Consider the following 24132-nt stretch of genomic DNA (forward strand, 5'->3'; position numbering starts at 1 on the left):
TTTACATCGTCGCTTTTTCTTTTTCATTCTCAATCACTGCCAAACGCTCTGCCACTTCTTCCTCCGTCAAACCATGTTCCATGACATAGCGGTTCTCAGGGCTCTTGCGGCACTCATCCGAGCAGCTTCTCATATATTTATGCTCATTTTCTTCTGAGCAAAGAATCTTTCGGTTACAAGGCGGGTTGGCACAGTTTACGTAGCGCTCACAAGGTTCTCCACTGTAGAAATCTTTCCCTACGACAACGTGCTCGGTCTGGTTGACGGGAACACCGATACGCTCGTCGAATACGTAAAGCTGACCGTCCCACAGTTGACCTTTTACTTCAGGGTCTTTTCCGTAAGTTGCGATTCCACCGTGGAGCTGTGCAACATTCTCAAAGCCTTCTTTCACTAACCAGCCCGAGAATTTTTCGCAGCGGATTCCACCTGTACAATACGTAATGATCTTTTTGCCTTCTAATTTATCTTTATTATCGCGGACCCAGTTCGGAAGATCGCGGAAGTTTTTGATGTCCGGCTTCACGGCTCCTCTGAAGTGTCCAAGTTCATATTCATAGTCATTACGTGCATCAAGAAGGATCGTATCTTCCTGCTGGATTTGTTCAAAGAAATCCTTTGGATCAAGGTATTCACCCGTAAGCTCATTCGGATTCACATCATCTTCAAGACGAAGAGTCACAAGCTCTGGACGGTGCTTCACTTTCAATTTCTTGAACGCATGCCCGTCTGCTTCGTCGATCTTGAATACAGTGTCCTTGAAGGGAGGATCCTGTCTCATCGCTTCCATATACGCGTCCGTCTGCTCGATCGTACCGGAACATGTCCCGTTGATTCCTTCAGACGAAATCAGGATGCGTCCCATAAGGCCGATATCAGCACACATTTGTTTGTGCTGGGCAGTGACTTCCTCCGGGTTCTCAATGTCAACATAGTTGTAATACAGTAGTACTCGATAATCTTTCATGTTTATTTCCACCTATCGATATATATTTGCAAGATATAATCTTAGGATTCAGTTCCTTATTACTCTTACGATGTACTATTATAACAAATTTTTGTGAAATTGCATCATATGAGAATGAGAAATACTGGGGATTGTGAGGAAATGGTGGTGGGATTTGGTTTTGAAACAAAAAATTAAATACATTAAATTTGTAAATCTGGATACGATTTGAAACAATGAATATAACAAGAAAAATAATCAAGGGGTTGTCACTACATATGATCAAAAAAATCATGCTGCTTTGTCTCTTCGTCGCTATCAGTCTACTATTCGCAGGATGTCAGGAAAAGGCCCAGCCGGATGATCGCCTGCAGGAATACGTGGATCTTTGGAATAAAGGGAAATTTGATAAAATGTTCTCAGACTATGTGAACACCTCTACTAAAGAAACATTCAAAAAAGAAGATTTCGTCACGAGATATAAAGATATCTATAAAGATCTGGAAGTGAAGGATGTCAAAGTATCTTTTAAAAAGCCGGACAAAGAAGTCGAATGGGACAAAGAAACACAAGCGAAGTTTCCCATGACCATTGCATTTAACACCCTCGCCGGTGAGGTTTCGTATAAAAAAGATGTCACGTTGACTAAAGAAAAGAAGGACGACGATGAAAATTGGTTCGTGGATTGGGACTCTTCGTTCATCCTGCCTGAAATGGAAAAGGATGATAAAGTCGGAGTGGAAAGCATCCCGGCCAAACGGGGGGAGATCCTCGACCGGAATCAGCAGCCCCTTGCTGCCAACGGGGAAGCATTTGAGCTCGGGATTGTCCCGAAAGAGTTCAATGAAAATGACTTGAGTAAGCTTTCATCCTTACTGGATATATCACCAGAACAAATAAAGAGTAAATTGGACGCAAGCTGGGTGAAGCCTGACTATTTTGTCCCAATTAAAAAAATTGCCTTAAAGGAGCGTCCTCTCGCATTGGACGTAATTGAACTGGACGGGCTTTACTCCAAGCGGGTGCCTGCAAGGGAATACCCGTACGGAGAAGCCACTGCCCACCTCACCGGTTATATTGGAAAGCTTACAGCAGAGAAATTGGAGAAGCTGAAGGACAAAGGCTATACTGCTCAGTCATTGATGGGTTTAAGCGGAGCGGAGGAAGTCTATGAGGATAAGCTGCGGGGCAAAGACGGTCAGCGTATCTATCTAAAGAAACAAGATTCAGAAGACACCTTCACCGTAGCCGAGCAACCAGTTGAAGACGGAAAGAATATCACTCTTACCATCGATGCCGAGATGCAAAAGAAAATATTCGCACAAATGAAGGATGAGGCGGGAACGGCAGCCGCCATCAATCCACAAACGGGAGAAGCGCTCGCCCTTGTGAGCACCCCTGCCTATGATCCGAATGAATTCGTATTGGGGATGTCTTCAGAACAATATAAGAAACTGGCGGATGATCCGAACAAGCCCCTCCGGAATCGATTCCCACTTGCTTTTTCACCAGGGTCGACGATGAAAGGCATCACGGCATCCGTCGGTCTGAAATCCGGCAAGCTTGATCCAAACAAAATCTATGATATCCCGGGGAAGAAGTGGCAAAAGGATGAGTCATGGGGGAATTATAAAGTGGTCCGTGTCTTTGACAATGAAAGCAAAGTGGATCTGGAAAGCGCCCTTAAATTCTCGGATAACATCTATTTTGCACGGGTCGGACTGGATATGGGTGCAGAGACGTTTATTGCCGGTTTGAAGGATTTCGGTTTTGGCGAAGAAATCCCTATGTCGTATCCCATTTATGAGTCACAGGTTTCGAACGACGGCAAAATCTCCAAAGAAGTCCAGCTGGCGGATTCTGCTTTTGGTCAAGGGGAAGTGCTGATGAGTATCGTTCATATAGCTAGTGCATACGGCGGGATCATCAACGATGGTACCATGATGGAACCAAAACTCCTTAAAGAAGAAGAACCAAAAGTGTGGAAGAAAGACCTGCTTTCGAAAGAGCAGGCTGACATGATGAAGACGAATTTTCGAAAAGTGGTCACAGAAGGCATCGCCGGAAAAGCGAGTGTAGAAGGAAAAGCGATTGCCGGTAAAACAGGGACGGCAGAGATCAAGTCAGAACAGGGGACAACAGGAACAGAAAATGGAGTGTTCGTTTCCTACGATCAAAATGACCCGTCCATGGTTCTCGCCATGCTGCTTGAAGATGTACAAGATGCCGGCGGGAGTACCCATACAGTCCAAGTAACTAAGAAGTTTTACGATAGTTGGAAATAGTGGTAGAGAGGGGAAGATGACCCTCTCTTTTTTGTCATCATGTTCCATCTCTCATCCCACTGCGATTACGCTTTCAATCTGTGATATGATAAACGGAATGACCAACGAGATTGAAATTCAACAGGGGTGATCAATGTGAACGTATTTTTAACGGGATCGACAGGCTTTCTTGGTGGAAAACTGATCAAGAACCTTTTACAAGATAAACAGAATGAAATCTATATTTTAGTGAGAAATGTAGAGAAGGCTGAGAGGTTGCGAGACTCTTTGCAAGCAGCCGACCAAGGAAGGATTCATATTTTTCAAGGAGATATCACTTTCCCACATGCCGGTTTGAGTGCGGAAGACCTGGAGTGGTTAACTGGTAAAATAGATGCTGTCTATCATCTTGCAGCCCTTGTGAAGTTTGACCTGGATCTGCGAGATGAACTGTTTGCGGCAAACTACGATGGTACAAAGAATGTTCTTGAACTGGCTGAATCCCTGGGAGTGAAGACATTTTACTATGTGAGTACGGCTTACACAGTTGGAACGTTGGCGAAAGGAATAGAGGAGCTTTACCCGACAGACGGAGAATTCCATAATCCATATGAGGAAAGCAAAGTGAAATCGGAACATCTTGTGTTTTCATACCGGGACAAAATGGACGTGTCCATCTTCCGGCCGGCCATCATTGTGGGCGACTCCAAGACGGGTGAAGCGGATTCTCAATTTACACTGTATGGATTCATGCGTGCTCTCGCAGTATTTAAGCGTAAGACAGAGAGACGAAATGGTGAGCGTACCTACAGACTGGTTGCTGCTAAGAACGGAACATCGAATCTGGTTCCCGTCGATTACGTTGCAGATATTCTAAGTCTTGCTCCTCTCAAAGCCCGACCGGACAAAATCTATCATATTACCAATCCCAATCCACCAGAAAATATTGAACTGCTCAAGAAGCTAAAAGAAGCCCTTCAATTCGAGAACTTATCGGTAGTGGAAAACGTGGATGAACATGAATTGGATGAAGAAGAGATGAAGTTAAACAATTTGATTGAAGTGTTCAAAGTGTACCTGGCCGGGGCGTTGACGTTTGAGGACCACAATACACAAGAACTGATTGCAGGGACGGATACAGCACACCTGAAAATGTCGGATGAGACGATCGAAATGATCATCCGTGCTGGATCTGGGGAGAATAGTGGAAAACTCATTGTATAGATGAAGAAGAGGCTGGGACAAAAGTGTTTTGTCCCAGCCTCTTTCTTACTATAAAGCTGTAACCATTCCACCATCTACAACCAGGGATTGACCGGTTAAGTAGGTATTTGCGTCTGAAACGAGAAAAGCAATCACCCTGGCAAACTCGTCTGGCTCACCGTATCTCCCTATAGGAATCGCTTTTTCACTCATACTTCTCAGCTCGTCAACGGTCATATTCCGCTTCTCAGCGTTTAGTTGATCAAGCTCCGCCACCCGGTCTGTTGCAATTCTTCCGGGACCGACCGTATTGATGAGAATGTGATCCTGGGCGAGTTCCCTTGATAAGCTTTTAGATAACCCGACCATTCCGGTCCTGAACGTATTGGATAGAATCAGACCGTCGATGGCTTGCTTCGTGGAAGATGAAGCAATATTCACGATCCGCCCACCATTATTCCTTCTCATATGGGGGATAACCTCCCTGATCGTTCGAATATAGCTGAGCAGGTTCAATTCAAAGGCATACTGCCAATCGTCATCCTCGAATTTTTGAAATCCTCCTGCTGGTGGACCGCCGGTATTATTGACGAGAATATCCACTCCACCAAGTTTCGATACCGCAGTTTCAACAAGGGACCGGATATCTTCGGGCTTGGTCATATCACATGTCGTGTAATGAATGTGCTGATTCCCAGTTAAGTCAATGATTTCATTTGCGGTCTTTTGAAGTTCTTCTTCATTTCTGCTGGAAATAAGTACACGGGCTCCTTCTTTTGCCAGTTCCTGTGCCGTTGCTTTTCCTAAACCTTTACTTGATGCGGTCACGATGACTGCTTTATCTTTTAAACCGAAATCCATTTCCTTTCACCTCATTTAATTGGGAATATTGATCTCTTTGTTCATCGGTTTACCCTTTCCCTGGTAGTTCCAAAACAGAACAAAGACGAATACCGCGAATCCGATGATGTCTGTCACCCAGCCGGGATAAATCAGGAGAAAGGCTGCAACTGCACTGATGAGACGCAGGTTGATAGGGAACTTTTTCTTGAAATAGCCTTCAATGGCCACGGATAACAGAAATACGCCGATCACAGATGTCAGGGTGAGCGTGATGATGCTTGTAACCGTAGCATCGACCATCAGCATTTCATGGGAAAACACAAACATAAATGGAACGATGAACCCGGCTATGGCGAGCCTCATCGCCTGGAATCCGGTCTTCGTCGGATCACCGCCGCTGATTCCCGCTCCGGCAAAGGCCGCCAATGCGACAGGAGGCGTGATGTTCGCAAAGATACCAAAGTAGAACACAAACATATGAGCGACAAACACGGCCGTTTCCGTCGAACCGGCCATTTCACGGAACAGGGGCAATTGTAAAAGGATCGGTGCTGCCATCGTACTCGTAATGATGTAGGTCGGGATACTCGGCAGTCCCATGCCCAGCACGATGGATGTCACCATCGTCAGCAATAACGTAATCACAAGCTGTAGGAGGGGGCTGTCGATCATTTCACCGATCCCGACTATGCTGTTGGCGAGTTCCAGGGCCACTCCCGTTAGTGAAGCCACTCCTACCACAATCCCCACGGCACCACAGGCAACGGCGACAGGTATCGTCGTTTTCGCCCCTTCTTCCAATGCCTGAACACAATCCTTTAATCCGATTTCTTCAGCTTCCAGGTTTCTGGATTTTCTGAACAGATTGATCAGTAGGGGAATCACCACAACCAACAGTAGTTCCCACCATCCGTTTTTCAACGGGGGAATCCCTTCACCGGATAGAAGACCATTCACTTGTGGTTGAAACACAAAGAATACCCCCAGCAGAGTCGATAAGGCCAGAACCTGCTTTGATCCTGAAATGATGATGGTGGCTAAAATGGACCAAAAGGCAGCGTAGAATGGCGTTTTTCCTGAGAATAATAAGTATAGAAGAATCACCATCGGAATGATTAAATGGCCACGCTCTGCCAAAACGGCTTTCACGGATGGAAGGTCCGATTTTGGTACTCCATTCAATCCCCGCTTGGATGCTCTGAAGTGCACTTGAAGCAGGATTCCGATGTAGAATAAGAGGGCGGGGATGATCCCGGCCAAAATCACTTTTGTATAAGGGATATTAAGATTTTCAGCCATAATGAAGGCTGCGGCACCCATTATCGGCGGGAGGATCTGTCCACCCACACTGGCGGCTGATTCGACGGCTCCTGCAAATTCTTTCTTGTAGCCGATCTTTTTCATCAAGGGAATGGTAAAGGCACCTGTCGTCACGACATTGGCAACGGCTGATCCGTTAATGGAGCCGAGAAACCCGCTGGCAATGACGGCAACTTTAGCGGGACCGCCTTTCGTATGACCAGCAACGGCCAAGGCAAGATCGTTAAATAATTTCCCCATTCCGGACCGGCTTAAGAACGCTCCGAACAGGATGAATAGAATGATGTAACTGGCAGATACACCAATCGCCGTACCTAGGATCCCTTCCGTAATATAGACAAGTTGTGAAATCATCTTTTTGGTCACGGTCAGCGTGATCTGCGAATTCAATTCAGGATAGATCGACAGTTTCACATAGAGACCGTAAAGCAAGAATCCGAGCGCCAGGAGGGTCAATCCCCACCCGGTCACACGTCTGGTCAGTTCCAGAATCAGGACGATGACGAGGATCCCGACGTAGAAATCCATATCGTTGATCTGCCCGCCTGTACGGATGATCCGTTCTGCACTGAATAACATATAAATGCCGACGATCAAGGATAATCCACTTAGGATATAGTCATAAAACGGAACCGATTGATCTTTCTTTTTACTAACAAAGGGGTATAGGATGAAGCCAATCGCCATCAGTCCATATAAGTGAATGCTTCGCTGTTTCACGTCCACCAATGCACCGGCATAGGACGTATATAAATGGAAGAGGGCAATCCCGGCTGCCAATACTAAAAGGAATAGACCGATCGCCTTTGGGTATTTACTCCTCGTATTTCCTTCCCGGTCCAACTCTTCCACTGATGTATTCTTCTCGTTTTTCATCATAAGTCACCTCGCTTAATCTTTAACAATCAAATAAATTACTTTATACAGAGGGACGGACCTTACCGATAATTGATAGGACACTTGGGGATCAAGAGAAGTGGTCCGTCCGCTCTCTCGAATGCGATGATTCGTCTCCTTGCCTGTTTGAAAACGCAATGAGCTCCCGATCGTTTGATGGATGCCGGTCATATACACCCAGCCATCTTTTATATACGTATCATCTCCTGCGTGATCAGGGACGCCTGCTCCAAACGTTTTGAACCGGGTTGAAGTCAGCAAAATGGTTTCATCCTGAATATGAAAGAATTCTTCCCAATCTTCTTTTTCAACAGAATGGGTCCAGCGTATGGAAACGTCTTTCTCTTCTAAAAAGGGCTGAACGATTATGTTTTGCTTTTCATCGGATAAGATCATGGTGTTCATCGGGACGAAGGCGGAAAGGGCAAGAAGGAAAAGAATAAAGACTACCAGAATTCTTTTTTTCATAGATAGAAAGAAGAGGGCACCAAGATTGATGCCCTTTCTGTATTATTCCAATAATCCTTTTTCTTCATAGAACTTTTTAGCCCCCGGATGAAGAGGAGCTATGAGGTCCTTCGCCATCTCGTCCCGGTCGACTTCCTTAAGGGGAGCCACTGCCACTGCATCCGTCCCTAAGTAATCATAGTAACGCTTTGTCAGGTCGTATACGGTGTCTTCACTTAGATCTTTTGATACGATCAGCATATTTTGAATCCCGACGGTTTCCACTTTAGAATCCAGGTTGTATTTCGCTTCGTCACCTGAATCAATCGTGAACGTTTTGTAAAAAGGATATTTCTCCATCAGCTTGTCAGCCAGATCTCCTTTGATTTCGACAAACGATACATCATTTTGCTGCATCAGGTCTGTAATATTACTGTTTGGTACTCCCGAAGTGAAGAAGGCAGCATCCAGGGTTCCGTTCTTCATTTCCTGCACGGAATCCGCATAGCCGGTGTGAGTCACTTTTTCAAGATCATCATACGTGAGGCCGGCAGCTTCCAATACCTTCTTTGCACTCTGCTCCACACCTGAACCTACCTGTCCGACACCGACTTTCTTACCCTTTAAATCTTCAATACTCTTAATTCCGCTATCAGACATCGCAACCACCTGCACCACGTTCTGGTACATGCCTGCCATAGCCTGAACATCTACTTTATTGCCTTCGAACTGTCCTTTTCCTTCAACGGCATCATATGCCACGTCACTCATGACGATGGCCATTTGATTTAAGCCGTCCGTGATGTTCTGGATATTGGCAACTGATGCGCCGGTTGATTCTACCGTTACATTTCCGATGGAATCACTTTCTTCAAAAATTGGCTTTAACGATCCACCGATTGCATAATAAGCACCGGATGTTCCACCTGTCCCAAATACGACTGATTGGCTGGTAGAATCACCGCCGCCTGAATCGCCTCCACTTGCCCCATCACTGCCACAAGCAGCCAATAGGATGGAGACGATGGCTATCATTGAAATCCACTTTAATTTTTTCATCGTTTCGTCCTCCTTTAGTTTACCTATTCAATATGGTAACGCTTACATATTAAAATGAGAATATTTAGAACTTAAAGGACGTTTTGGTCTTTTCGGTCTTTTTGTTTGAACATAAAAATGGATAAGGCGCGAATGCCTTATCCATTTTTCCACTGATAGCGATTGACCGGTCTCCCGATCCCGCCATACTCGATCAAGATCTGAACCTGGTCTGATTTCAGGAGGTAATCCAAGTATCTTCGGGCTGTGACCCTTGCAATCCCGATTCCTTCTGCCGTCTCTTCAGCGGAAAGGGGGGCGGATTGGTCGGATAGAAATTGAATGATTTGCTTAAGGGTTTGGGCGTTCAGCCCTTTCGGCAAATCCACACGAAGTTTGTCAGCTCCAGAAGCAGGATGTCCCCCTTGAAGCTGATCGATCTCAAGCTGTCCAATCATTCCTTCTCCTGATATTTGATGTTTAAAAGCCCGATATTTTTCGAGAGCCTGCTTCAACCGCTCAAACTTGAAAGGTTTTATAATGTAATCAACGACTCCCAACCTCATCATATCCCGGATGGTTCCTTTATCCTGTGCTGCAGATATGACGATGACATCCACGTCCGTGCCCTGCTGTCGAAAAGCCTGTAAGGTTTCGATCCCGTTTTGTCTGGGCATGTAATTATCCAGGAGGACAAGATCAGGTTGAAAAGAAGAGACCTTTTCTGCACCTTCCTGTCCGTTTCCCGCAATGGCGCACACCGTAAATCCCGGTACCCGTTCAATGAACATCCGATTCACCTCTTGAACCATCGGGTCATCTTCAATGAGCAGAACGTTAATTGGTTTCGTCATCTGTATTCCCTCCAATCATGGGAAAGGCAAGCTGAAATACTGTTCCTTCCCCTGGGGTTGATTTTACTTGTATATGGCCGTTCGATTTTTCCACGACACTGTGAATTAAGTGGAGTCCGAGCCCCGAACCGTCTTTTCCTTTGGTCGTGTATCCACGTGTAAATAACTGAGGCATCTGTTCTTCTGAAATACCGATTCCATTGTCTTCTACCTCAATATGGAACGTATCTGGATCTTCTTTCAAATAGACGTGTACGTACTTTGATTCTTCCGTGGTGTCCTTTAACGCATATAAACTATTTTCGATCAGGTTCCCTAAGAGGATGACAAAATCATGTTCATCCAGCAGGGAAGGAAGGGAGGTTAGATCACTATCGGAATCAATCTGAACCTCAATTCCCAGTTCCCGTCCACGCCTGATTTTACCCAACAAAAGACCCGTCAACCGATCAAGCTTGATTCGCTCGGCTAAGAACGCGGAGAGATCCTCCTCTTCCCGGGAAGATTGGAAAATATAATCCAGAGCCTTCTCATTCTCTTCAAGTTGAATCAGTCCCGCGACGGTATGTAATGCATTTTGATGTTCATGGTTTTGTACTCGTAATGCATCGACGAACTCCTTGACTCCCGTCAGTTCCTCTGCAAGCCTGGTCATCTCTGTTCGATCCTGGAACACGGCAACCGCCCCTACAATACTTTCATTTACCAAAATCGGAACCCTCGAACTTAGGATGATCCTGTTGTTTAATGTCATTTCTTCATGATAGACAGGTTCCCTCGTTCTCAGAACGTCTGGTAGATTAAAAGAAGGGAGGACTTCATCAATATACTTTCCGGCAGGATTATCCTTAATGAGTAATATTTCTTTCGCCTTTTCATTAAAAACGGTCAGTCTTTGTTGATTATCAATGGCGATGATTCCTTCATTCATGGCTTGGAATGTTGCGGTACGTTCCACAAGAAGCCTGCCGATTTCATGTGGCTCAAGCTGAAAGGTGTCTTTCTTGATTTGTCCCGCTAACAACCAGGAACCCATCATGCCGAATAAAAGGGTGATCGTTCCTATAATGATCAATTCATTCTTTAGATTGCTCATAATATCGAAGGTGGAAGGGAGCAGGATGGCTACAACGACCACACCGATTTGTTGATGTTCAGGATTCATGACAGGAACGAATCCCCTCACAGCCGTGCCGAGTTCACCTTTCGCCGTTGAGACGTAACTATGTTCCGCAAAGGCGGGGCCTTCATCCTTACCGGCGGATATGGTGCCGAGCTGCTCTTCCGATGGATGGGAGTAGCGGATCCGATTCATATTGAGTACGACAATATAGTCCGATCCATTAACGGTGCGGATGTTTTCCACCACCGGCTGAATTTCCTTCCATCCAAGGGAATCTTCCAGGTGGCTTTGAACGGTCGGTAGGTTGGCTACTGTCCTCGCCGTAATAAGGGCCTGATTCCCTAATTCTTCTTTTTTCATCTCGATCGCTTTTCCGACAAAAATAATGAATCCGATTAATAGGGCAAATAAGACAACCCCGAAGGATAATATCGTCATTTTCCAGCGAATGGGCATTTGTTTTCGATTCATTCTGAATATTCCTTCCTCTTTGTTCAAAGTTATTGTACCATTTTTAATAGAATCTGAAAGAGGAGGGTTCCCCTGATGAGAACCTTTTTGTTCATTGGCCTCTTTATCCTGACAGGGATAGTGACCGCCTATGTGGTTGGATTTCAAACACGGGATGGGTTTTCGGCAGAATATGACGATGATCAGGAAAAGATGAAGGATCAAATCGTGATTAAAGTGAGTCATGTCGTTTCGGAAAATACCCCTAAAGGAAAAGCGGTTCGGCGATTTAAAGCGCTTGTAGAAGAAAATACAAAGGGAAAAGTGAAGGTGGAAATCTATCCGAACGGATCCCTGTATTCGGATATCAGTGAGTGGGAGGCCCTTAAGAATAATAATGTGCAGATGATCATCCCGGCCACATCGAAAGTATCTCAATATGTTCCTGAGTTCTGCCTATTTGATTTACCTTTTGCCTTCGATAGCTATAGCCAGGTTCAGCAAGCTTTTGAAGGGAGGATTGGAGAGATTTTACTGGAAAAAGCAGAAAAGCGTGAACATGTAAAGGGTGTCACCTTTTGGTATAACGGGTTTAAACAAATAACAAATAATCAGCGTCCTTTACTAACCCCCGCTGATTTTAATCGACTACACTTCCGCACAATGCCAAGTGAAGTCATAAAGAAGCAATACCAAATAATGGGGGCGGCTGTAAGTGATCTCCCTTTTAATAAAACCTATGAAAATCTTGAGGTCGGCTTCATTGATGGACAGGAAAATACTATATCCAATATATACTCCAAGAAGCTCTATGATCATCAATCCTACCTCACCGTCAGCAACCATTCGTACTTGGGTTATGCTGTATTAATGAATGAAGAATTTTGGAATGAGTTACCCGAAGAGTACCAGGTGAAAATCAAGGAGGCCATGATCCAAACCACAGACTGGATCCGACGGCATTCCATTGAAATGAATGATGAGCAAATGCGGGAGTTGAAGAGAAACACCGATTTGGATATTCATATTCTGCTGAATTCAGAGAAAGAAGAGTGGAGAGAGAAGCTGGCTCCTTTATATGAGGAGTATGAAGATGTCTTTGGGGAGGAATTGATGGGGGAGATGGGTGAAATAAACGGCAGACCTCGATGAATGTAAGTTAGTTAGTATTATTAATTATTAGGGATGAAGTTCTCTTTTATGTTCCCAGTTTTCCTTTACAAGAATCGTCATGTTATCCTGGGTATCCTGCTGATTTTCTTCGAGTACGGTCATTCTGGATACGAGCTTGTCCATGCGGTTTTCGATTTTCCTCATTCGCTCATTCATGTTGTTTTCAAAACGAGTCATTTGTCCTTGAAGTTCTCTTATGGCCTGTAAAATCTGATCCATCCTATTTTTTACCACCTTCTACTTATTTCAACACAGAATCTGGGAATATTACCTTCACAATCATTGAAAAAAATCTACCCTTACAGATACGGTTTTGCTTTTGAATATGGTAATATAAGAAAATGTAAAGAGAGATAACAAGGAACCACATTACATAGAGTTAGGAGAATGATCAATGAGTAAAACACTAATTTTCGGACACAAAAATCCAGACACAGATACCATCACTTCGGCACTTGTATATGCTGATTTAAAATCGAAAGTAGGCATGGACGTGGAGCCGGTTCGTCTAGGTGAAGTGAACGGTGAAACACAATACGCCCTTGATTACTTTAAAGTCGATGCACCGCGCTTAGTAGAAAAGGTTGCCGCTGAGACGGATACGGTCATCCTGGTTGACCATAACGAGCGCCAGCAGAGTGCCGAGGACATCGAGGAAGTGCGCGTTCTTGAAGTCATCGATCACCACCGCATCGCGAACTTCGAAACGGCCGATCCTTTGTACTACCGTGCTGAGCCGGTTGGATGTACGGCAACGATCTTAAACAAGATCTACAAGGAAAAGGGAGTAGTAGTCACGAAGGAAATGGCTGGATTGATGCTTTCTGCGATCATCTCGGATTCTCTATTATTTAAATCTCCAACGTGTACGGAAGAAGACGTGGAGGCTGCAAATGAGCTGGCTGACATCGCAGGGGTAGACCTACAAGTGTACGGCTTGGAAATGCTGAAGGCAGGCGCCAACATGAGCACGAAATCAGTCGCTGAGCTTGTGACTCTTGATGCAAAAGAATTCTCCATGGGTAACGCCAAAGTGGAAGTGGCTCAAATCAACGTGGTCGATGTGAATGATGTATTCGGACGCCAGGCAGAAGTCGAAGCGGCCATGGAAACGCTGATCAAGGAAAAAGGACTGGATCTATTCCTTCTTGTCGTAACGGACATCCTGGAAAACGACTCGACGGCTCTTGCCCTTGGAAGCAAATCGGCTGAAGTGGAGAAAGCGTTCAGCGTCACGCTTCAAAACAACACGGCTTTATTAAAAGGCGTGGTATCCCGTAAGAAGCAGATCGTCCCTGTATTGACGGATGCGATGAAATAAGAAATTGGAAGGGGCAGTCTTTTGGCTGCTTCTTTTTTATATCTACAAAGGGAGAGGTCCAGCATGAAATTCAAAAAAATCCACCACATTGCCATCATTTGCTCGAATTACACAAAATCTAAAGACTTTTACGTCAACAAACTCGGGTTCGATATAAAGCAGGAAATATACAGGGAAGAAAGGGATTCTTATAAACTCGACCTTATGTTAAACGGAGAGTATATCATCGAACTCTTCTCATTCCCTGAAGCCCCGGCACGTCCGAGTTATCCGGAAGCACGAGGGCTGCGCCATCTAGCCTTTGAAGTGGAGGATATAGAGGAATCCGTAAAGGAGTTAAATCAAAAGGGGATTGAAACCGAAGAAATAAGGATAGATCCCTATACTCATAAACCATTCACGTTTTTCGAAGATCCGGATGGACTGCCGTTGGAGCTATATGAAATCAGCTAGAGGTCCGTCCCTCAAAAAAAGAGCACTTCCCATTGAGAGAAGTGCTGTCCAAAGGTATTGTAATTTGTCGTTAGATTCATTTAAACATAAATCGAGTTTTGAAGGATTGGGGATATAGCACGATTATCATTGGAAAACAGAGGGGTTTCTAGGGATTTCAGTTGTTTTATACACAAATATAAAGATATTAATATTTGAGGTTATGGAAAAAAAGAGCACTTCCCACGAGGAGAAGTGCCATCAAAAGGTATTGTAATTTGTCGTTAAGACTATTAAAACATAGATTCAAAATGCATGTATTGGCGGCATATGTTTCTGAGAATGAATGTATGTCGATAATCCTAAAAAAATTGCCTGTTTTCTGATAAAATATTAAAATATTAATATTTTTTAGGAGGTGGACTTATGGACTATTCAGTTATTGGGAAAAAGATAAAGGAATTAAGGAAAGTCGTCGGTTTGACTCAGGGAGAATTGGCAGAGGGAATATGTACCCAAGCTCTGATCAGCCGGATAGAGAAGGGGGATATATATCCGAGCGCAACGTCTCTCTATCAAATTTCAAGAAAGCTCGGCGTCGATGTGAACTACTTTTTTGAGATTGGGTTGACTCCCCGGCTGGATTATGTGAGAGAGGTTGAGCGACAACTAAAGAAGCTGAGAGTGAAATTGAAATATGATGAAATCCTTGAGATTGTCAAAACCGAAGAAAAGAACCCTCTATTTCTAAAGGATGAAACCAACCTTCAACTTCTTTATTGGCATAGAGGAATCTATGTGAATGAGGTCGAAAAAAATAAAGACGAAGCTCTGATCGTATTAGAGAGGGCACTCTCACTGACCTTTAACAAGAAAAAGGCCATGTCGGAGCGTGAAATGAATATTTTGATCAGTATGGGAATCCTGGAATTCAGCCGACGCAACCATGAACGGGCGTTAGAAATTTACGAAGACGTCAATGCCGCTTTGACTTACAATGACCAACTTAGCGATAAGTCCATCAAAACCAGACTGTTGTATAATATCGCCAGGGTACTGACGAGACTTGGAAAGTATCACGAATCCACCAAGTATTGTGAAGAAGGCATTCGCTGGATCATAGAAGAAGAGAATTTATATGGCTTCGCTCAATTGAATTATCATATCGGATATAACCTGGAACTGGAAGAGAAGTACGGGGAGGCTCTACCTTACCTCGTTAAGGCTGCTATGTTGTTTGACATTCAATATAATACAACGTTAGCTACTTTTATCGAAGGGAAGATAGAAGAACTTAAAGCAAAAATATATTGAAACAAATAATCGGACAGAATCGTATTCCTTAATAAAGAGGGGGGCGGAGGCGTGAATTATTCCATCATTGGTAATAAGATAAAGGAATTACGTCAGGTGGTAGATATTACTCAAGGTGAATTAGCTGATGGAATCTGTACTCAGGCTTTGATTAGTAGAATGGAAAAGGGAGATATATATCCCAATGCTACTACTCTCTATCAGATTTCCAAGAAACTTGGAGTGGATGTGAACTATTTCTTTGAAATCGGAATGACTCCCCGTCTCGATTACATTCAAGAAGTGGAAAGACAACTTCGTAAATTGCGGATTAATCATCAATATATCGAAATGATGGAAATGGTCAAAAACGAAGAGGATAATCCATTATTCAAAGACAACGTAAATGCGCAACTTCTTTGTTGGCATAAGGGGATCTATCAATTTGAAGTTGTAAAAGATCAGGATACTGCTTTTGACCTTTTACACAAGGCATTTCACCTGACTGCTGATAGTAAAAAAGTGTTGTCAGAAAGAGAAATGGAAATCCTTCTCACCCTCGGGGCTTTTCATTTCAGTAATGAAAATTATCAAAAGTCACTCTGTCACTATTCTGAAGTGAAGGCAGCAGTATCTAATGCAGAATGGTTGCAGGATAAATCGATCAAAACGAGGCTCCTGTACAACATGGCAAGAGTTTACACAAGGCTTGGAGATTATCAGGAATCCATTCAATATTGTAAAAAGGCAATCAAGTGGATCATTAAAGAAGAGCATATGTATGGGTTTGCTCAACTCCATTATCATTTAGGATATAACCTTGAGCTTCAAGGTGAATATGAAAAAGCTTTTCCTTATTATAAAAAGGCTGCCGCTTTTTTTGAAATTCAAAACAATTTAGAATTTGTGCGGTTTATCAGAAGGAAAATAGACCAACTTAGGAATGAATCAGGAAAGATATCTTCACAAAAAGAGAGCACTTCCCTCTAGGAGAAGTACTATCAAAAGGTATTGTAATTTGTCGTTAGGTTTATTAAATCATAAGGAAGAAATGTATGTAGTCGTGTTCTCGGCTATTGAGGCTAACTAGGATCTGATTTCTCTGCAAAAATGGCATGTTTTCATTGGAAATATAAAGATATTAATATTTTAAGGAGGTGGGGTTTTGGATTACTCAATCATTGGTAAAAAGATAAAGGAGTTGCGAAAGGTCGTTGGGTTAACGCAAGGGGATCTAGCGGAAGGAATTTGTACGCAGGCGTTAGTCAGCCGCATAGAAAAAGGGGACATTTACCCAAGTGCTACTGCTCTTTATCAAATTTCCGAAAAACTTGGGGTGGACGTCAACTACTTCTTTGAAATCGGAACAACACCACGATTAGACTATGTGAAAGAAGTCGAGCATCAATTGAGACATTACAGAGTGAGGTTAATGTACGATGAAATGATTGAAATGGTAAGGGCAGAAGAGAAAAATCCCCTCTTTTCTAAAAATAAAACCAATCTCCAATTGCTTTATTGGCATAAAAGTATTTATCTATTTGAAATAGAAAAAGACCAGCAGAAAGGGCTGGCTCTTTTGCAAGAAGCACTTTCATTAACTACAAATAAAAAGCGGGCCATGACAGAACGAGAAATCGAAATACATATGACCTTAGGGGTTTTTGAATATGGACAAGGAAATCTAGAGGAGTCTTTAACGTTATATGAGGAAGTTAGATCTGCCTTACAATCAAGTACACAACTTCATGATAAGTCGATTAAAACGAGATTGCTCTATAATATTGCCAGAACTTTAACCAGATTAGGAAAGTACAAAGAGTCCAATTCCTACTGTGATCAGGCAATCAAATGGTGTCTGGAAGAGGAACATTTATTTGGTTTGGGCGAGCTTTATTATCATACTGGATACAATTATGAACTAGAGGGAGAACTAGAAAAAGCCTTATCATTCATAGAGAAATCCATTTTAATATTTGACATGTACGAAGATGACCGGTACCACCACTACCTTCAAAAAAAGCGGGAAGACATCTCTCGTAAATTGGGAATCTTATGAAATGGGTGTGTACCCTCTTTTGTGAATCCTCATTGGCGCTTCATGACACCATGAATAGTTCGAGAAGCTCTTTTATTTTTCATACATCTTGCATGTCCCTCATAAGATGAACTGTAGGTGAGGGGGGTGGATGTATGAGAAGGAAAAGCCCGGTTCCTCTGATAATCGGTGCAGTCGGGGTAATCATCCTGTTGGTGGCTCTGTTCACCTTTATCGGAAAAAGCCAGGAACCTGATACACCTGAAGAAGTGATCGAGGAGTTTTATGACTTTGAAAAAGATGGTGACTTCGGCAATGCGTGGGAGTTATTTCACTCGGAGATGAAAAACAAGTTTCCCAAATCCTCCTATATCCAAACGAAGAATCATGTATTCATGGGGCATATGGGGGTAGATGAGTTCGATGTAGAAGTAGGCAGCATAGAAAAGGTGAAGGAGTTTACGTTTAATGACGAAGGGCTTCAGTTCAAAAATGTCAGGAAAGCGGAAGTGAACATGTCTTTTGATAGCCAATTCGGAGAGCTGATGATCACTCAAACGTGTTATGTAGCGATAGAAGAAGATGAATGGAGGATCCTGTGGAATTATAATTTCTAAGGTGAGAAATGAAAATGCAATTTTTTTAACGTAATTGGTTTTATCCCGTGTGGTCCGGGTAATAAGAAACTAATTATTTACAAAGGAGGGCATTAGCTGTGTCACTGCTCTATTTTAAGGCTCGTGAAGCCTATGAACTGGATGCGAAAGTATCTCAATCCCAGATTACAAGACTGAGGGAATATCGCAGAACCAAGCCCGCCCCTGTTGCTAAAAAGAATAGCTGATGGTTCTTTTGAAAAAGAGTCTCCTGCTCAGTCTAAATTCGTTTAGGCTGTTTTTTTATGTTTACATGTAAAAAAGTCGGAAATCCACTGATTCCCGACTCTTCATTAATCCAGGTCTTCCCCGATGATACGGACTTCCCGTTCAAGCTCTACATCAAACTTTTCTTTCACCGTCTTTTGAACATGTTCAATCAGCGAAATATAATCAGTTGCTGTTGCATTGTCTTTATTCACAATGAAGCCGGCATGTTTGGTGGATACTTCTGCACCGCCGAAGTTTGTACCTTGAAGCTCGCTGTCCTGAATCAATTTACCCGCGAAATATCCAGGAGGACGCTTAAAGACACTTCCACATGATGGATACTCAAGTGGCTGCTTGGATTCCCGTTTGTCCGTTAAATCGTCCATGATGGCTTTGATGTCCTCATAAACCCCAGGCTGCAGACTGAACGTCGCCTCCAGGACGATGTCCCCTTTTTCAGAGATATTACTGTGACGGTAATCAAGCTCAAGTTCTGCCGCCGTCCGTTTCACAAGGTTGCCGTCACGATCGACGACATGACAGTAATCAAGGACATCCTTGATCTCCCCACCGTACGCCCCTGCGTTCATGAACAGGGCGCCGCCTACCGTACCAGGAATACCGCACGCAAACTCAAGTCCCGATAGCTTCTCGGCTAAAGCGCGTCTCGACACATCGATGATGGCTGCCCCACTTTGAGCGACTATCAGCTGATCGGTTGCTTTAATGTCCTTAAAGTTCTTTAAGTGAAGGACGATGCCGCGAATTCCACCATCTTTCACGATCAAATTCGAGCCGTTTCCGAGTAGCGTAAAAGGCACATCGACTTTATTCGAAAGCTTCACGATGTTTTGAACTTCTTCATATGTGGTCGGGGTAAGGAAGAAGTCTGCTCTTCCACCGAGCTTCGTATACAAATGATCCCGTAACAATTCGTCACGCTTAATATTGTCCGAGTGCATGACCTTCGTTAATTCTTCAAACACTTTTTCTTTATTGTACATTCTATATCAGTCCTATAAAGTAATTTTCATCTCTTCACTATTCAAGCCTACCCCACCATTATATGACGAAAACCCATGAAAGTTAAATGGTTTCAGTTGGGAGTGGGTAATATCAGTCTATTGGAGGAAGATCCCACTCCATAAATAAGAAAAAGAACCCCCTAATTGGAAGTTCCTAGTAATTACGATTTTTTTATGAAATGAAAGTGCTTAGCCATCGGATGAGGTTTATGATGAAGCCACGGTTTTCTTTCTTTTCCTGTCCGGGATTCGTTCCATCGCTTTCTTTTAGTTTGATTGAATACTTGCCAAACCCGCTGTCCTGCTCTCCAAGGAACTTATACTTTCTGGCATTCTTGATGTAATTCTGGGCTTTCATAGACGTTTCGAAAACGATATTCGTATTACCTTTTACAGGGGTAAAGGACCAGTTCCCATCCGCTTCCGGATCGATGGTCTTTTTCTCCATGATGTAATCAATAATCACATTACGATTCTCATCCGGTGATTGAACGATGATTTCTGAGTTCTTTACTCCTGGGAAATTCCCGCTTGCGCGATAGTTATTGGTTGCTACGATGAATTTCTGGTTCGGATCGATGGCTTTTCCATTAAATTTCAGATTCTTGATACGGCTTGAATCTTTGTTTACCAAAACACCTTCAGCATCGTATTTTGAAGGCTTGGTTACATCGATTTCATAGGTGACCCCGTCAATGACATCAAAGTTATAGGAGCGGTAGTCACCGTTCACAAGATTTTGTTCTTCTGATTTAGAAGGATCGATTTGATTGAATTGACCCGCAGACATCTCAAGCCACTCTTTCACGTCAGCACCTGTAAGCAGCACGGCCTGAAGGGTGTTTGGATAGAGGTACAGGTCAGATACGTTCTTGATGGCGATTTCACCCGCAGGGATGTCTGTATAATAATCAGGATTCGCCCGTGTACCTGCTTTGAACGGGGCACCTGCAGATAGAACCGGGATGCCATCATACTCTGTCCCTTTGATGTACTTTTCAATATACCATTTCTGTGCGTTTGTCACGATTTGAACGGACGGATCATCACTTACAAGAGCGAAATAACTATTGATTGGAGAAGTTGTTTCCCCGACGGCACTGCGGACCCATTCAATGGTCGCCTCGTGCTCCTCTTTCACTGCGTCGAGGATGCTTTGGTCTGCCTCAACAGCAGGTGTTCCGTCCGGATTCAGGATAGAGCGGGTGGAAGCCTGTGTATTCGCGACATCCCATTTCCCGTCTATTAATTCAAGTTCTAGGTCAACGAGTCCGAGGTGATCTCCCCAGGAACCAGGCATAACCGATCCGACACCATTGATCGTACCTTTCTTGACGTCCACCCCTTCAATCCCGCTATACGAATCAGAAGGGAAGACCCCGTGTGAATGGCCAAACAAGATCGCGTTGATTCCATCTACTTTAGAAAGGTCATACGTTGCGTTCTCCTCCATGCCTTCCTGGGTGACGTTACCGATACCGGAGTGAGGGATCGCGACAATGACATCAGCACCGTCCGCCTTCATCTGAGGGACGAATTTGTTCGCAGTCTCAATAATGTCTTTTGCAACGACTTTTCCTTCAAGGTTCCCTTTATCCCACTGCATGATCTGTGGAGGGACGAAACCGATGACTCCGACTTTGATTGCATGCTCTTCACCGTCTTCATCGACCACGGTGCGATCAAGGATTTCATACGGCTTAAAATAGTTCTTGTCATTGTCGGGATTCCCGTCTTTATCATCTACGTACACATTGGCGTTCACATATGGAAAGTTTGAACCTTTTAATGATGTACCGAGGAAATCAAGACCGTAGTTGAACTCATGATTCCCGACGTTACCGGCATCATAATCCAACAGATTCATCGCTTTGTAGACAGGGTGGATTTCCCCATCTTGAAGCGGGTCTTCTTTCGCTACATAATCTCCAAGTGGATTTCCCTGGATCAAATCTCCGTTATCGAACAATAATGAGTTCTGCGATTCAGCCCGTGCCTGTTTAATCAGGGTAGCCGTTTTGGCGAGTCCGTATTTGTCTGTCACTGTATCCTGATAGTAATCATAGTTTGCGAGGTTAACGTGGATGTCGGTTGTTTCAAGTATACGAAGCTTCACAATATCTTTATCCATGACGTCAGCATATGTAATCGAAGGAGTGGCTTGAGGAATCAGAAGACCAAGAGCCAAAGCACTGCCGGCAATGACTTTTTTCTTATTGGATGTTTTTTTCAAATGAATCGCTCCTATTTATGTAGTTAATTGTCAAACAATTACATGCTAGCATATCAACATGAAATAAAAATGGTGTAAAAGTATGATTTATTTGAAAAATATAAAAGTTTTGTAAAAGCCTGGTCGTGCGTAAATTGTTGGTTTATTTTTGAGGGGTAATAAGATAGGATAGAACATATAAAAATATGCTATAACATCTATTCATCTACTAAAATATACTTTTCTGATACAAAAGAGAGGAGGGTGCGATTTGGCACGATTATACACGGCGCTAATCGGCTTAAGCCTGATCTGGGGCATGTCTTTCGTCTTTATAAAATGGTTAGTGGAACCGGCAGGAGTGTGGGGGACGGTGTTTTTACGATGCCTGGCAGGGGCCCTCGTTCTTCTTCCGATCTTCTTCATTCAGAGGAAAAAGGAAGGGAAGAAACCACTTCCTTTATGGAAACTCCTCGTTGTGGGAATCGGAAATGCTGCCCTTCCTTGGACTCTGATCGCCTTAAGTGAAACGCAGATCAACAGCAATACCGCTTCCATCCTGAACGCGACCACTCCGATTTGGACAGGGTTGGTTGGATTTTTATTCTTCTCTGTTGTATTGACGGGATTTCAATGGATTGGGATCGCGGTCGGATTCATCGGCATTCTCGTGCTGATGAACTTTGAGGTGAGCGGTATCTTCACGTCTGATTTTGTAGGGGTGGGGACGATGGTGCTCGCGACGATGAGCTATGCCTTTGCTTCCCAGTTCACGAAAAAATACCTGGCAGGAACGAGTGTAGTCGTCATCTCTACGTTCCAGCTGCTGATCGGGGCCGCGGTCGGGTTTGTCGGCATGATGGTTACGGATCCCATCTCTGTCAGTGATTTAGCATCAGGTGAGGTCATCCTCGGTATTTTAGGACTGGGTTGCCTCGGGTCAGGTGTGGCGACGCTTCTGTATTTCTACATCATGACCAATGGAAGCCCCGAGTTTGCTTCGACCGTGACGTACCTGATTCCGGGTACGGCGATGATCTGGGGATTCGTGCTCCTAAGGGAGCCGGTGACCCACAACCTTATTTTAGGCTTGCTGATCATATTCGCAGGGGTATTCCTATCGTCCAGAAAATCGAAGAAAATCATCACGTCCCTGCCGGCAGGGACGAGGTAAGACCTTTAAACAAACGTTTGATTAGTATGTTGAATCCCTTGTACCACAAGGGGGGAGCGTACCAGTCAAACGTTTGTTTAGTTTCCGGGAACCGAAACTCCCCGGAAACTAATGCAAACCAACTTATTTTCATATAAAATGAGTAAGATACATAAGGTAGACTAACGCATAGCACATGCTATTAAAAATAAAACATAAGGATGGTAATTCTATATGAAAACGGCAATTGTAACGGATAGTACCGCCTACATCCCGAAAGAATTGCGTGATCAGCTCAACATACATATGATTCCTCTCAGCGTCATTTTCGGAGGAGAAACCTATCAAGAAGAAGTTGATATTACGGCAAGTGAATTTTACGAAGAAGTCAGCATCCAGCACAAGCTACCCACCACTTCACAGCCCCCGGTCGGAAAATTCGTCGAGCTATTCGAGAAACTTTCCGAGGAATACGATGCCGTCATTTCCATCCACCTGTCCAGTGGAATCAGCGGGACCTATCAAGGTGCCGTGCAGGCAGGTGAAATGGTCGAGAGCATTAAGGTATACCCCTATGACTCTGAAATCAGCTGTATGATCCAAGGTTTTTACGCCATCGAAGGGGCCAAGCTTGCCCGTGAAGGGAAATCAGCAGAAGAAATCGTTGGGTTATTGGATGAAATGAAAGAATCGGTACAAGCGTACTTCATGGTCGATGACCTGGCACACCTACAGCGCGGCGGAAGGCTTTCTCAAGCACAGGCCATCATCGGGAGCCTGTTACAGGTAAAGCCGCTGCTGCACTTCGTGGACAAAGTGATCGTTCCGTTTGAAAAAATCCGCACGAAAAAGAAAGCGTTGAAGCGTGTGGAAGGGATCCTCGAAGAAGCCGTGAAGTCCGATGAAGCCTATCAAGCTTCCATCATTCATGCCAATCGGGAAGATGAAGCGATTGAGTGGAAGAAAGAGCTTCAAGAGAAATATCCGAACGTGGAATTCAATGTGAGTTACTTCGGTCCTGTCATCGGGACTCATTTAGGTGAGGGTTCGATGGGAATCGGCTGGGCGAGGAAGATGAGCCGGTAGGGGATTGTTTCTTGACTGCTGATTTGTACCTGGTACAATAAGGCCAATATGTACCAGGTACACTCCTACACTCTCTAATGGTGCCAGGCACAAAACGATCGTTTCGTGCCTGGCACCATTTTTCATGGGAGGATTTTCAACCTCAAGT

At 43.9% G+C, this 24132-nt stretch carries 22 protein-coding genes; 12 read left to right on the forward strand and 10 right to left on the reverse strand.

The window, feature by feature from the left end; translation table 11 throughout:
* Position 1: 1 nt before the first annotated feature.
* On the reverse strand, positions 2 to 967 hold the full coding sequence (gene trhO, locus NQ095_RS18570) for an oxygen-dependent tRNA uridine(34) hydroxylase TrhO (RefSeq protein WP_258264923.1): 966 nt from the start codon (positions 965 to 967) through the stop codon (positions 2 to 4).
* Positions 968 to 1224: 257 nt separating this feature from the next.
* Between trhO and NQ095_RS18575 the strand changes: the two genes are divergently transcribed.
* A complete protein-coding gene (locus NQ095_RS18575; protein ID WP_258264924.1) occupies positions 1225 to 3231 on the forward strand; it encodes a penicillin-binding transpeptidase domain-containing protein in 2007 nt (668 codons plus the stop codon).
* Between the two features lie 135 nt (positions 3232 to 3366).
* Positions 3367 to 4434, forward strand: coding sequence for an SDR family oxidoreductase (locus NQ095_RS18580; RefSeq protein ID WP_258264925.1), 1068 nt, complete (start codon positions 3367 to 3369; stop codon positions 4432 to 4434).
* Between the two features lie 48 nt (positions 4435 to 4482).
* Here the strand turns inward: NQ095_RS18580 and NQ095_RS18585 are convergent, their stop codons facing one another.
* The 6 genes from NQ095_RS18585 to NQ095_RS18610 form a co-directional block, all read right to left on the reverse strand.
* Positions 4483 to 5274: an SDR family oxidoreductase gene (locus NQ095_RS18585; protein ID WP_258264926.1), complete on the reverse strand. Its 792-nt coding sequence runs from the start codon at positions 5272 to 5274 to the stop codon at positions 4483 to 4485.
* A gap of 15 nt (positions 5275 to 5289) precedes the next feature.
* Positions 5290 to 7455: a TRAP transporter permease gene (locus tag NQ095_RS18590; protein WP_258264927.1), complete on the reverse strand. Its 2166-nt coding sequence runs from the start codon at positions 7453 to 7455 to the stop codon at positions 5290 to 5292.
* A 12-nt stretch (positions 7456 to 7467) separates the two neighbouring features.
* Positions 7468 to 7941 (reverse strand): DUF1850 domain-containing protein, encoded by a 474-nt coding sequence (locus NQ095_RS18595; RefSeq protein WP_258264928.1) that lies wholly within the window; start codon positions 7939 to 7941, stop codon positions 7468 to 7470.
* Between the two features lie 42 nt (positions 7942 to 7983).
* Positions 7984 to 8979 carry a TAXI family TRAP transporter solute-binding subunit gene (locus tag NQ095_RS18600; RefSeq protein ID WP_258264929.1) on the reverse strand — a complete coding sequence of 332 codons (996 nt, stop codon included), beginning with the start codon at positions 8977 to 8979 and terminating at the stop codon, positions 7984 to 7986.
* A gap of 137 nt (positions 8980 to 9116) precedes the next feature.
* The gene (locus tag NQ095_RS18605; RefSeq protein ID WP_258264930.1) at positions 9117 to 9812 is read right to left on the reverse strand and encodes a response regulator; all 696 of its coding nucleotides are present in this window, start codon (positions 9810 to 9812) and stop codon (positions 9117 to 9119) included.
* A complete protein-coding gene (locus tag NQ095_RS18610) occupies positions 9796 to 11406 on the reverse strand; it encodes an ATP-binding protein (protein ID WP_258264931.1) in 1611 nt (536 codons plus the stop codon). Before NQ095_RS18610 ends, NQ095_RS18605 begins: the two co-directional genes overlap by 17 nt.
* A gap of 75 nt (positions 11407 to 11481) precedes the next feature.
* Here NQ095_RS18610 and NQ095_RS18615 point away from each other — a divergent pair, with 75 nt between their 5' ends.
* Positions 11482 to 12537 carry a DctP family TRAP transporter solute-binding subunit gene (locus NQ095_RS18615; protein ID WP_258264932.1) on the forward strand — a complete coding sequence of 352 codons (1056 nt, stop codon included), beginning with the start codon at positions 11482 to 11484 and terminating at the stop codon, positions 12535 to 12537.
* 27 nt (positions 12538 to 12564) lie between these two features.
* On the opposite strand, the gene NQ095_RS18620 is transcribed toward NQ095_RS18615, so the two are convergent.
* On the reverse strand, positions 12565 to 12777 hold the full coding sequence (locus NQ095_RS18620) for a hypothetical protein (RefSeq protein WP_258264933.1): 213 nt from the start codon (positions 12775 to 12777) through the stop codon (positions 12565 to 12567).
* A gap of 175 nt (positions 12778 to 12952) precedes the next feature.
* Here NQ095_RS18620 and NQ095_RS18625 point away from each other — a divergent pair, with 175 nt between their 5' ends.
* The 7 genes from NQ095_RS18625 (at position 12953) to NQ095_RS18655 (ending at position 18486) form a co-directional block, all read left to right on the forward strand.
* Positions 12953 to 13879 (forward strand): manganese-dependent inorganic pyrophosphatase, encoded by a 927-nt coding sequence (locus NQ095_RS18625; protein ID WP_258264934.1) that lies wholly within the window; start codon positions 12953 to 12955, stop codon positions 13877 to 13879.
* Between the two features lie 63 nt (positions 13880 to 13942).
* Positions 13943 to 14332: an SMU1112c/YaeR family gloxylase I-like metalloprotein gene (gloA2, locus tag NQ095_RS18630; RefSeq protein ID WP_258264935.1), complete on the forward strand. Its 390-nt coding sequence runs from the start codon at positions 13943 to 13945 to the stop codon at positions 14330 to 14332.
* Between the two features lie 405 nt (positions 14333 to 14737).
* Positions 14738 to 15625, forward strand: coding sequence for a helix-turn-helix domain-containing protein (locus NQ095_RS18635; protein ID WP_258264936.1), 888 nt, complete (start codon positions 14738 to 14740; stop codon positions 15623 to 15625).
* A gap of 51 nt (positions 15626 to 15676) precedes the next feature.
* A complete protein-coding gene (locus tag NQ095_RS18640; protein WP_258264937.1) occupies positions 15677 to 16594 on the forward strand; it encodes a helix-turn-helix transcriptional regulator in 918 nt (305 codons plus the stop codon).
* A gap of 175 nt (positions 16595 to 16769) precedes the next feature.
* Positions 16770 to 17663: a helix-turn-helix domain-containing protein gene (locus tag NQ095_RS18645; protein ID WP_258264938.1), complete on the forward strand. Its 894-nt coding sequence runs from the start codon at positions 16770 to 16772 to the stop codon at positions 17661 to 17663.
* 134 nt (positions 17664 to 17797) lie between these two features.
* Positions 17798 to 18259 (forward strand): hypothetical protein, encoded by a 462-nt coding sequence (locus NQ095_RS18650; RefSeq protein WP_258264939.1) that lies wholly within the window; start codon positions 17798 to 17800, stop codon positions 18257 to 18259.
* A gap of 98 nt (positions 18260 to 18357) precedes the next feature.
* On the forward strand, positions 18358 to 18486 hold the full coding sequence (locus tag NQ095_RS18655) for a hypothetical protein (protein ID WP_258264940.1): 129 nt from the start codon (positions 18358 to 18360) through the stop codon (positions 18484 to 18486).
* Between the two features lie 105 nt (positions 18487 to 18591).
* On the opposite strand, the gene murB is transcribed toward NQ095_RS18655, so the two are convergent.
* Both murB and NQ095_RS18665 read right to left on the reverse strand, forming a co-directional pair.
* Positions 18592 to 19512, reverse strand: coding sequence for a UDP-N-acetylmuramate dehydrogenase (gene murB / locus NQ095_RS18660; RefSeq protein ID WP_258264941.1), 921 nt, complete (start codon positions 19510 to 19512; stop codon positions 18592 to 18594).
* A 193-nt stretch (positions 19513 to 19705) separates the two neighbouring features.
* Positions 19706 to 21766 carry a bifunctional 2',3'-cyclic-nucleotide 2'-phosphodiesterase/3'-nucleotidase gene (locus NQ095_RS18665; protein ID WP_375162862.1) on the reverse strand — a complete coding sequence of 687 codons (2061 nt, stop codon included), beginning with the start codon at positions 21764 to 21766 and terminating at the stop codon, positions 19706 to 19708.
* A gap of 250 nt (positions 21767 to 22016) precedes the next feature.
* On the opposite strand from NQ095_RS18665, the gene NQ095_RS18670 reads away from it, so the two are divergent.
* Both NQ095_RS18670 and NQ095_RS18675 read left to right on the forward strand, forming a co-directional pair.
* The gene (locus NQ095_RS18670) at positions 22017 to 22919 is read left to right on the forward strand and encodes a DMT family transporter (RefSeq protein ID WP_258264942.1); all 903 of its coding nucleotides are present in this window, start codon (positions 22017 to 22019) and stop codon (positions 22917 to 22919) included.
* A 213-nt stretch (positions 22920 to 23132) separates the two neighbouring features.
* Positions 23133 to 23984: a DegV family protein gene (locus tag NQ095_RS18675; RefSeq protein ID WP_258264943.1), complete on the forward strand. Its 852-nt coding sequence runs from the start codon at positions 23133 to 23135 to the stop codon at positions 23982 to 23984.
* Positions 23985 to 24132: the final 148 nt, after the last annotated feature.

The sequence above is a fragment of the Rossellomorea sp. SC111 genome, from assembly GCF_024733565.1.
Lineage (GTDB): Bacteria > Bacillota > Bacilli > Bacillales > Bacillaceae_B > Rossellomorea.

What these genes read in the sequence shown, in the direction of transcription:
- gloA2 (WP_258264935.1), top strand. Translation starts at nt 13,943, where the DNA reads ATGAAATTCAAAAAAATCCACCACATTGCCATCATTTGCTCGAATTAC.
- NQ095_RS18610 (WP_258264931.1), bottom strand. Translation starts at nt 11,406, where the DNA reads ATGAATCGAAAACAAATGCCCATTCGCTGGAAAATGACGATATTATCC.
- murB (WP_258264941.1), bottom strand. Translation starts at nt 19,512, where the DNA reads ATGTACAATAAAGAAAAAGTGTTTGAAGAATTAACGAAGGTCATGCAC.
- trhO (WP_258264923.1), bottom strand. Translation starts at nt 967, where the DNA reads ATGAAAGATTATCGAGTACTACTGTATTACAACTATGTTGACATTGAG.
- NQ095_RS18595 (WP_258264928.1), bottom strand. Translation starts at nt 7,941, where the DNA reads ATGAAAAAAAGAATTCTGGTAGTCTTTATTCTTTTCCTTCTTGCCCTT.
- NQ095_RS18600 (WP_258264929.1), bottom strand. Translation starts at nt 8,979, where the DNA reads ATGAAAAAATTAAAGTGGATTTCAATGATAGCCATCGTCTCCATCCTA.
- NQ095_RS18675 (WP_258264943.1), top strand. Translation starts at nt 23,133, where the DNA reads ATGAAAACGGCAATTGTAACGGATAGTACCGCCTACATCCCGAAAGAA.
- NQ095_RS18615 (WP_258264932.1), top strand. Translation starts at nt 11,482, where the DNA reads ATGAGAACCTTTTTGTTCATTGGCCTCTTTATCCTGACAGGGATAGTG.
- NQ095_RS18620 (WP_258264933.1), bottom strand. Translation starts at nt 12,777, where the DNA reads ATGGATCAGATTTTACAGGCCATAAGAGAACTTCAAGGACAAATGACT.
- NQ095_RS18575 (WP_258264924.1), top strand. Translation starts at nt 1,225, where the DNA reads ATGATCAAAAAAATCATGCTGCTTTGTCTCTTCGTCGCTATCAGTCTA.
- NQ095_RS18585 (WP_258264926.1), bottom strand. Translation starts at nt 5,274, where the DNA reads ATGGATTTCGGTTTAAAAGATAAAGCAGTCATCGTGACCGCATCAAGT.
- NQ095_RS18590 (WP_258264927.1), bottom strand. Translation starts at nt 7,455, where the DNA reads ATGATGAAAAACGAGAAGAATACATCAGTGGAAGAGTTGGACCGGGAA.
- NQ095_RS18625 (WP_258264934.1), top strand. Translation starts at nt 12,953, where the DNA reads ATGAGTAAAACACTAATTTTCGGACACAAAAATCCAGACACAGATACC.
- NQ095_RS18650 (WP_258264939.1), top strand. Translation starts at nt 17,798, where the DNA reads ATGAGAAGGAAAAGCCCGGTTCCTCTGATAATCGGTGCAGTCGGGGTA.
- NQ095_RS18635 (WP_258264936.1), top strand. Translation starts at nt 14,738, where the DNA reads ATGGACTATTCAGTTATTGGGAAAAAGATAAAGGAATTAAGGAAAGTC.
- NQ095_RS18605 (WP_258264930.1), bottom strand. Translation starts at nt 9,812, where the DNA reads ATGACGAAACCAATTAACGTTCTGCTCATTGAAGATGACCCGATGGTT.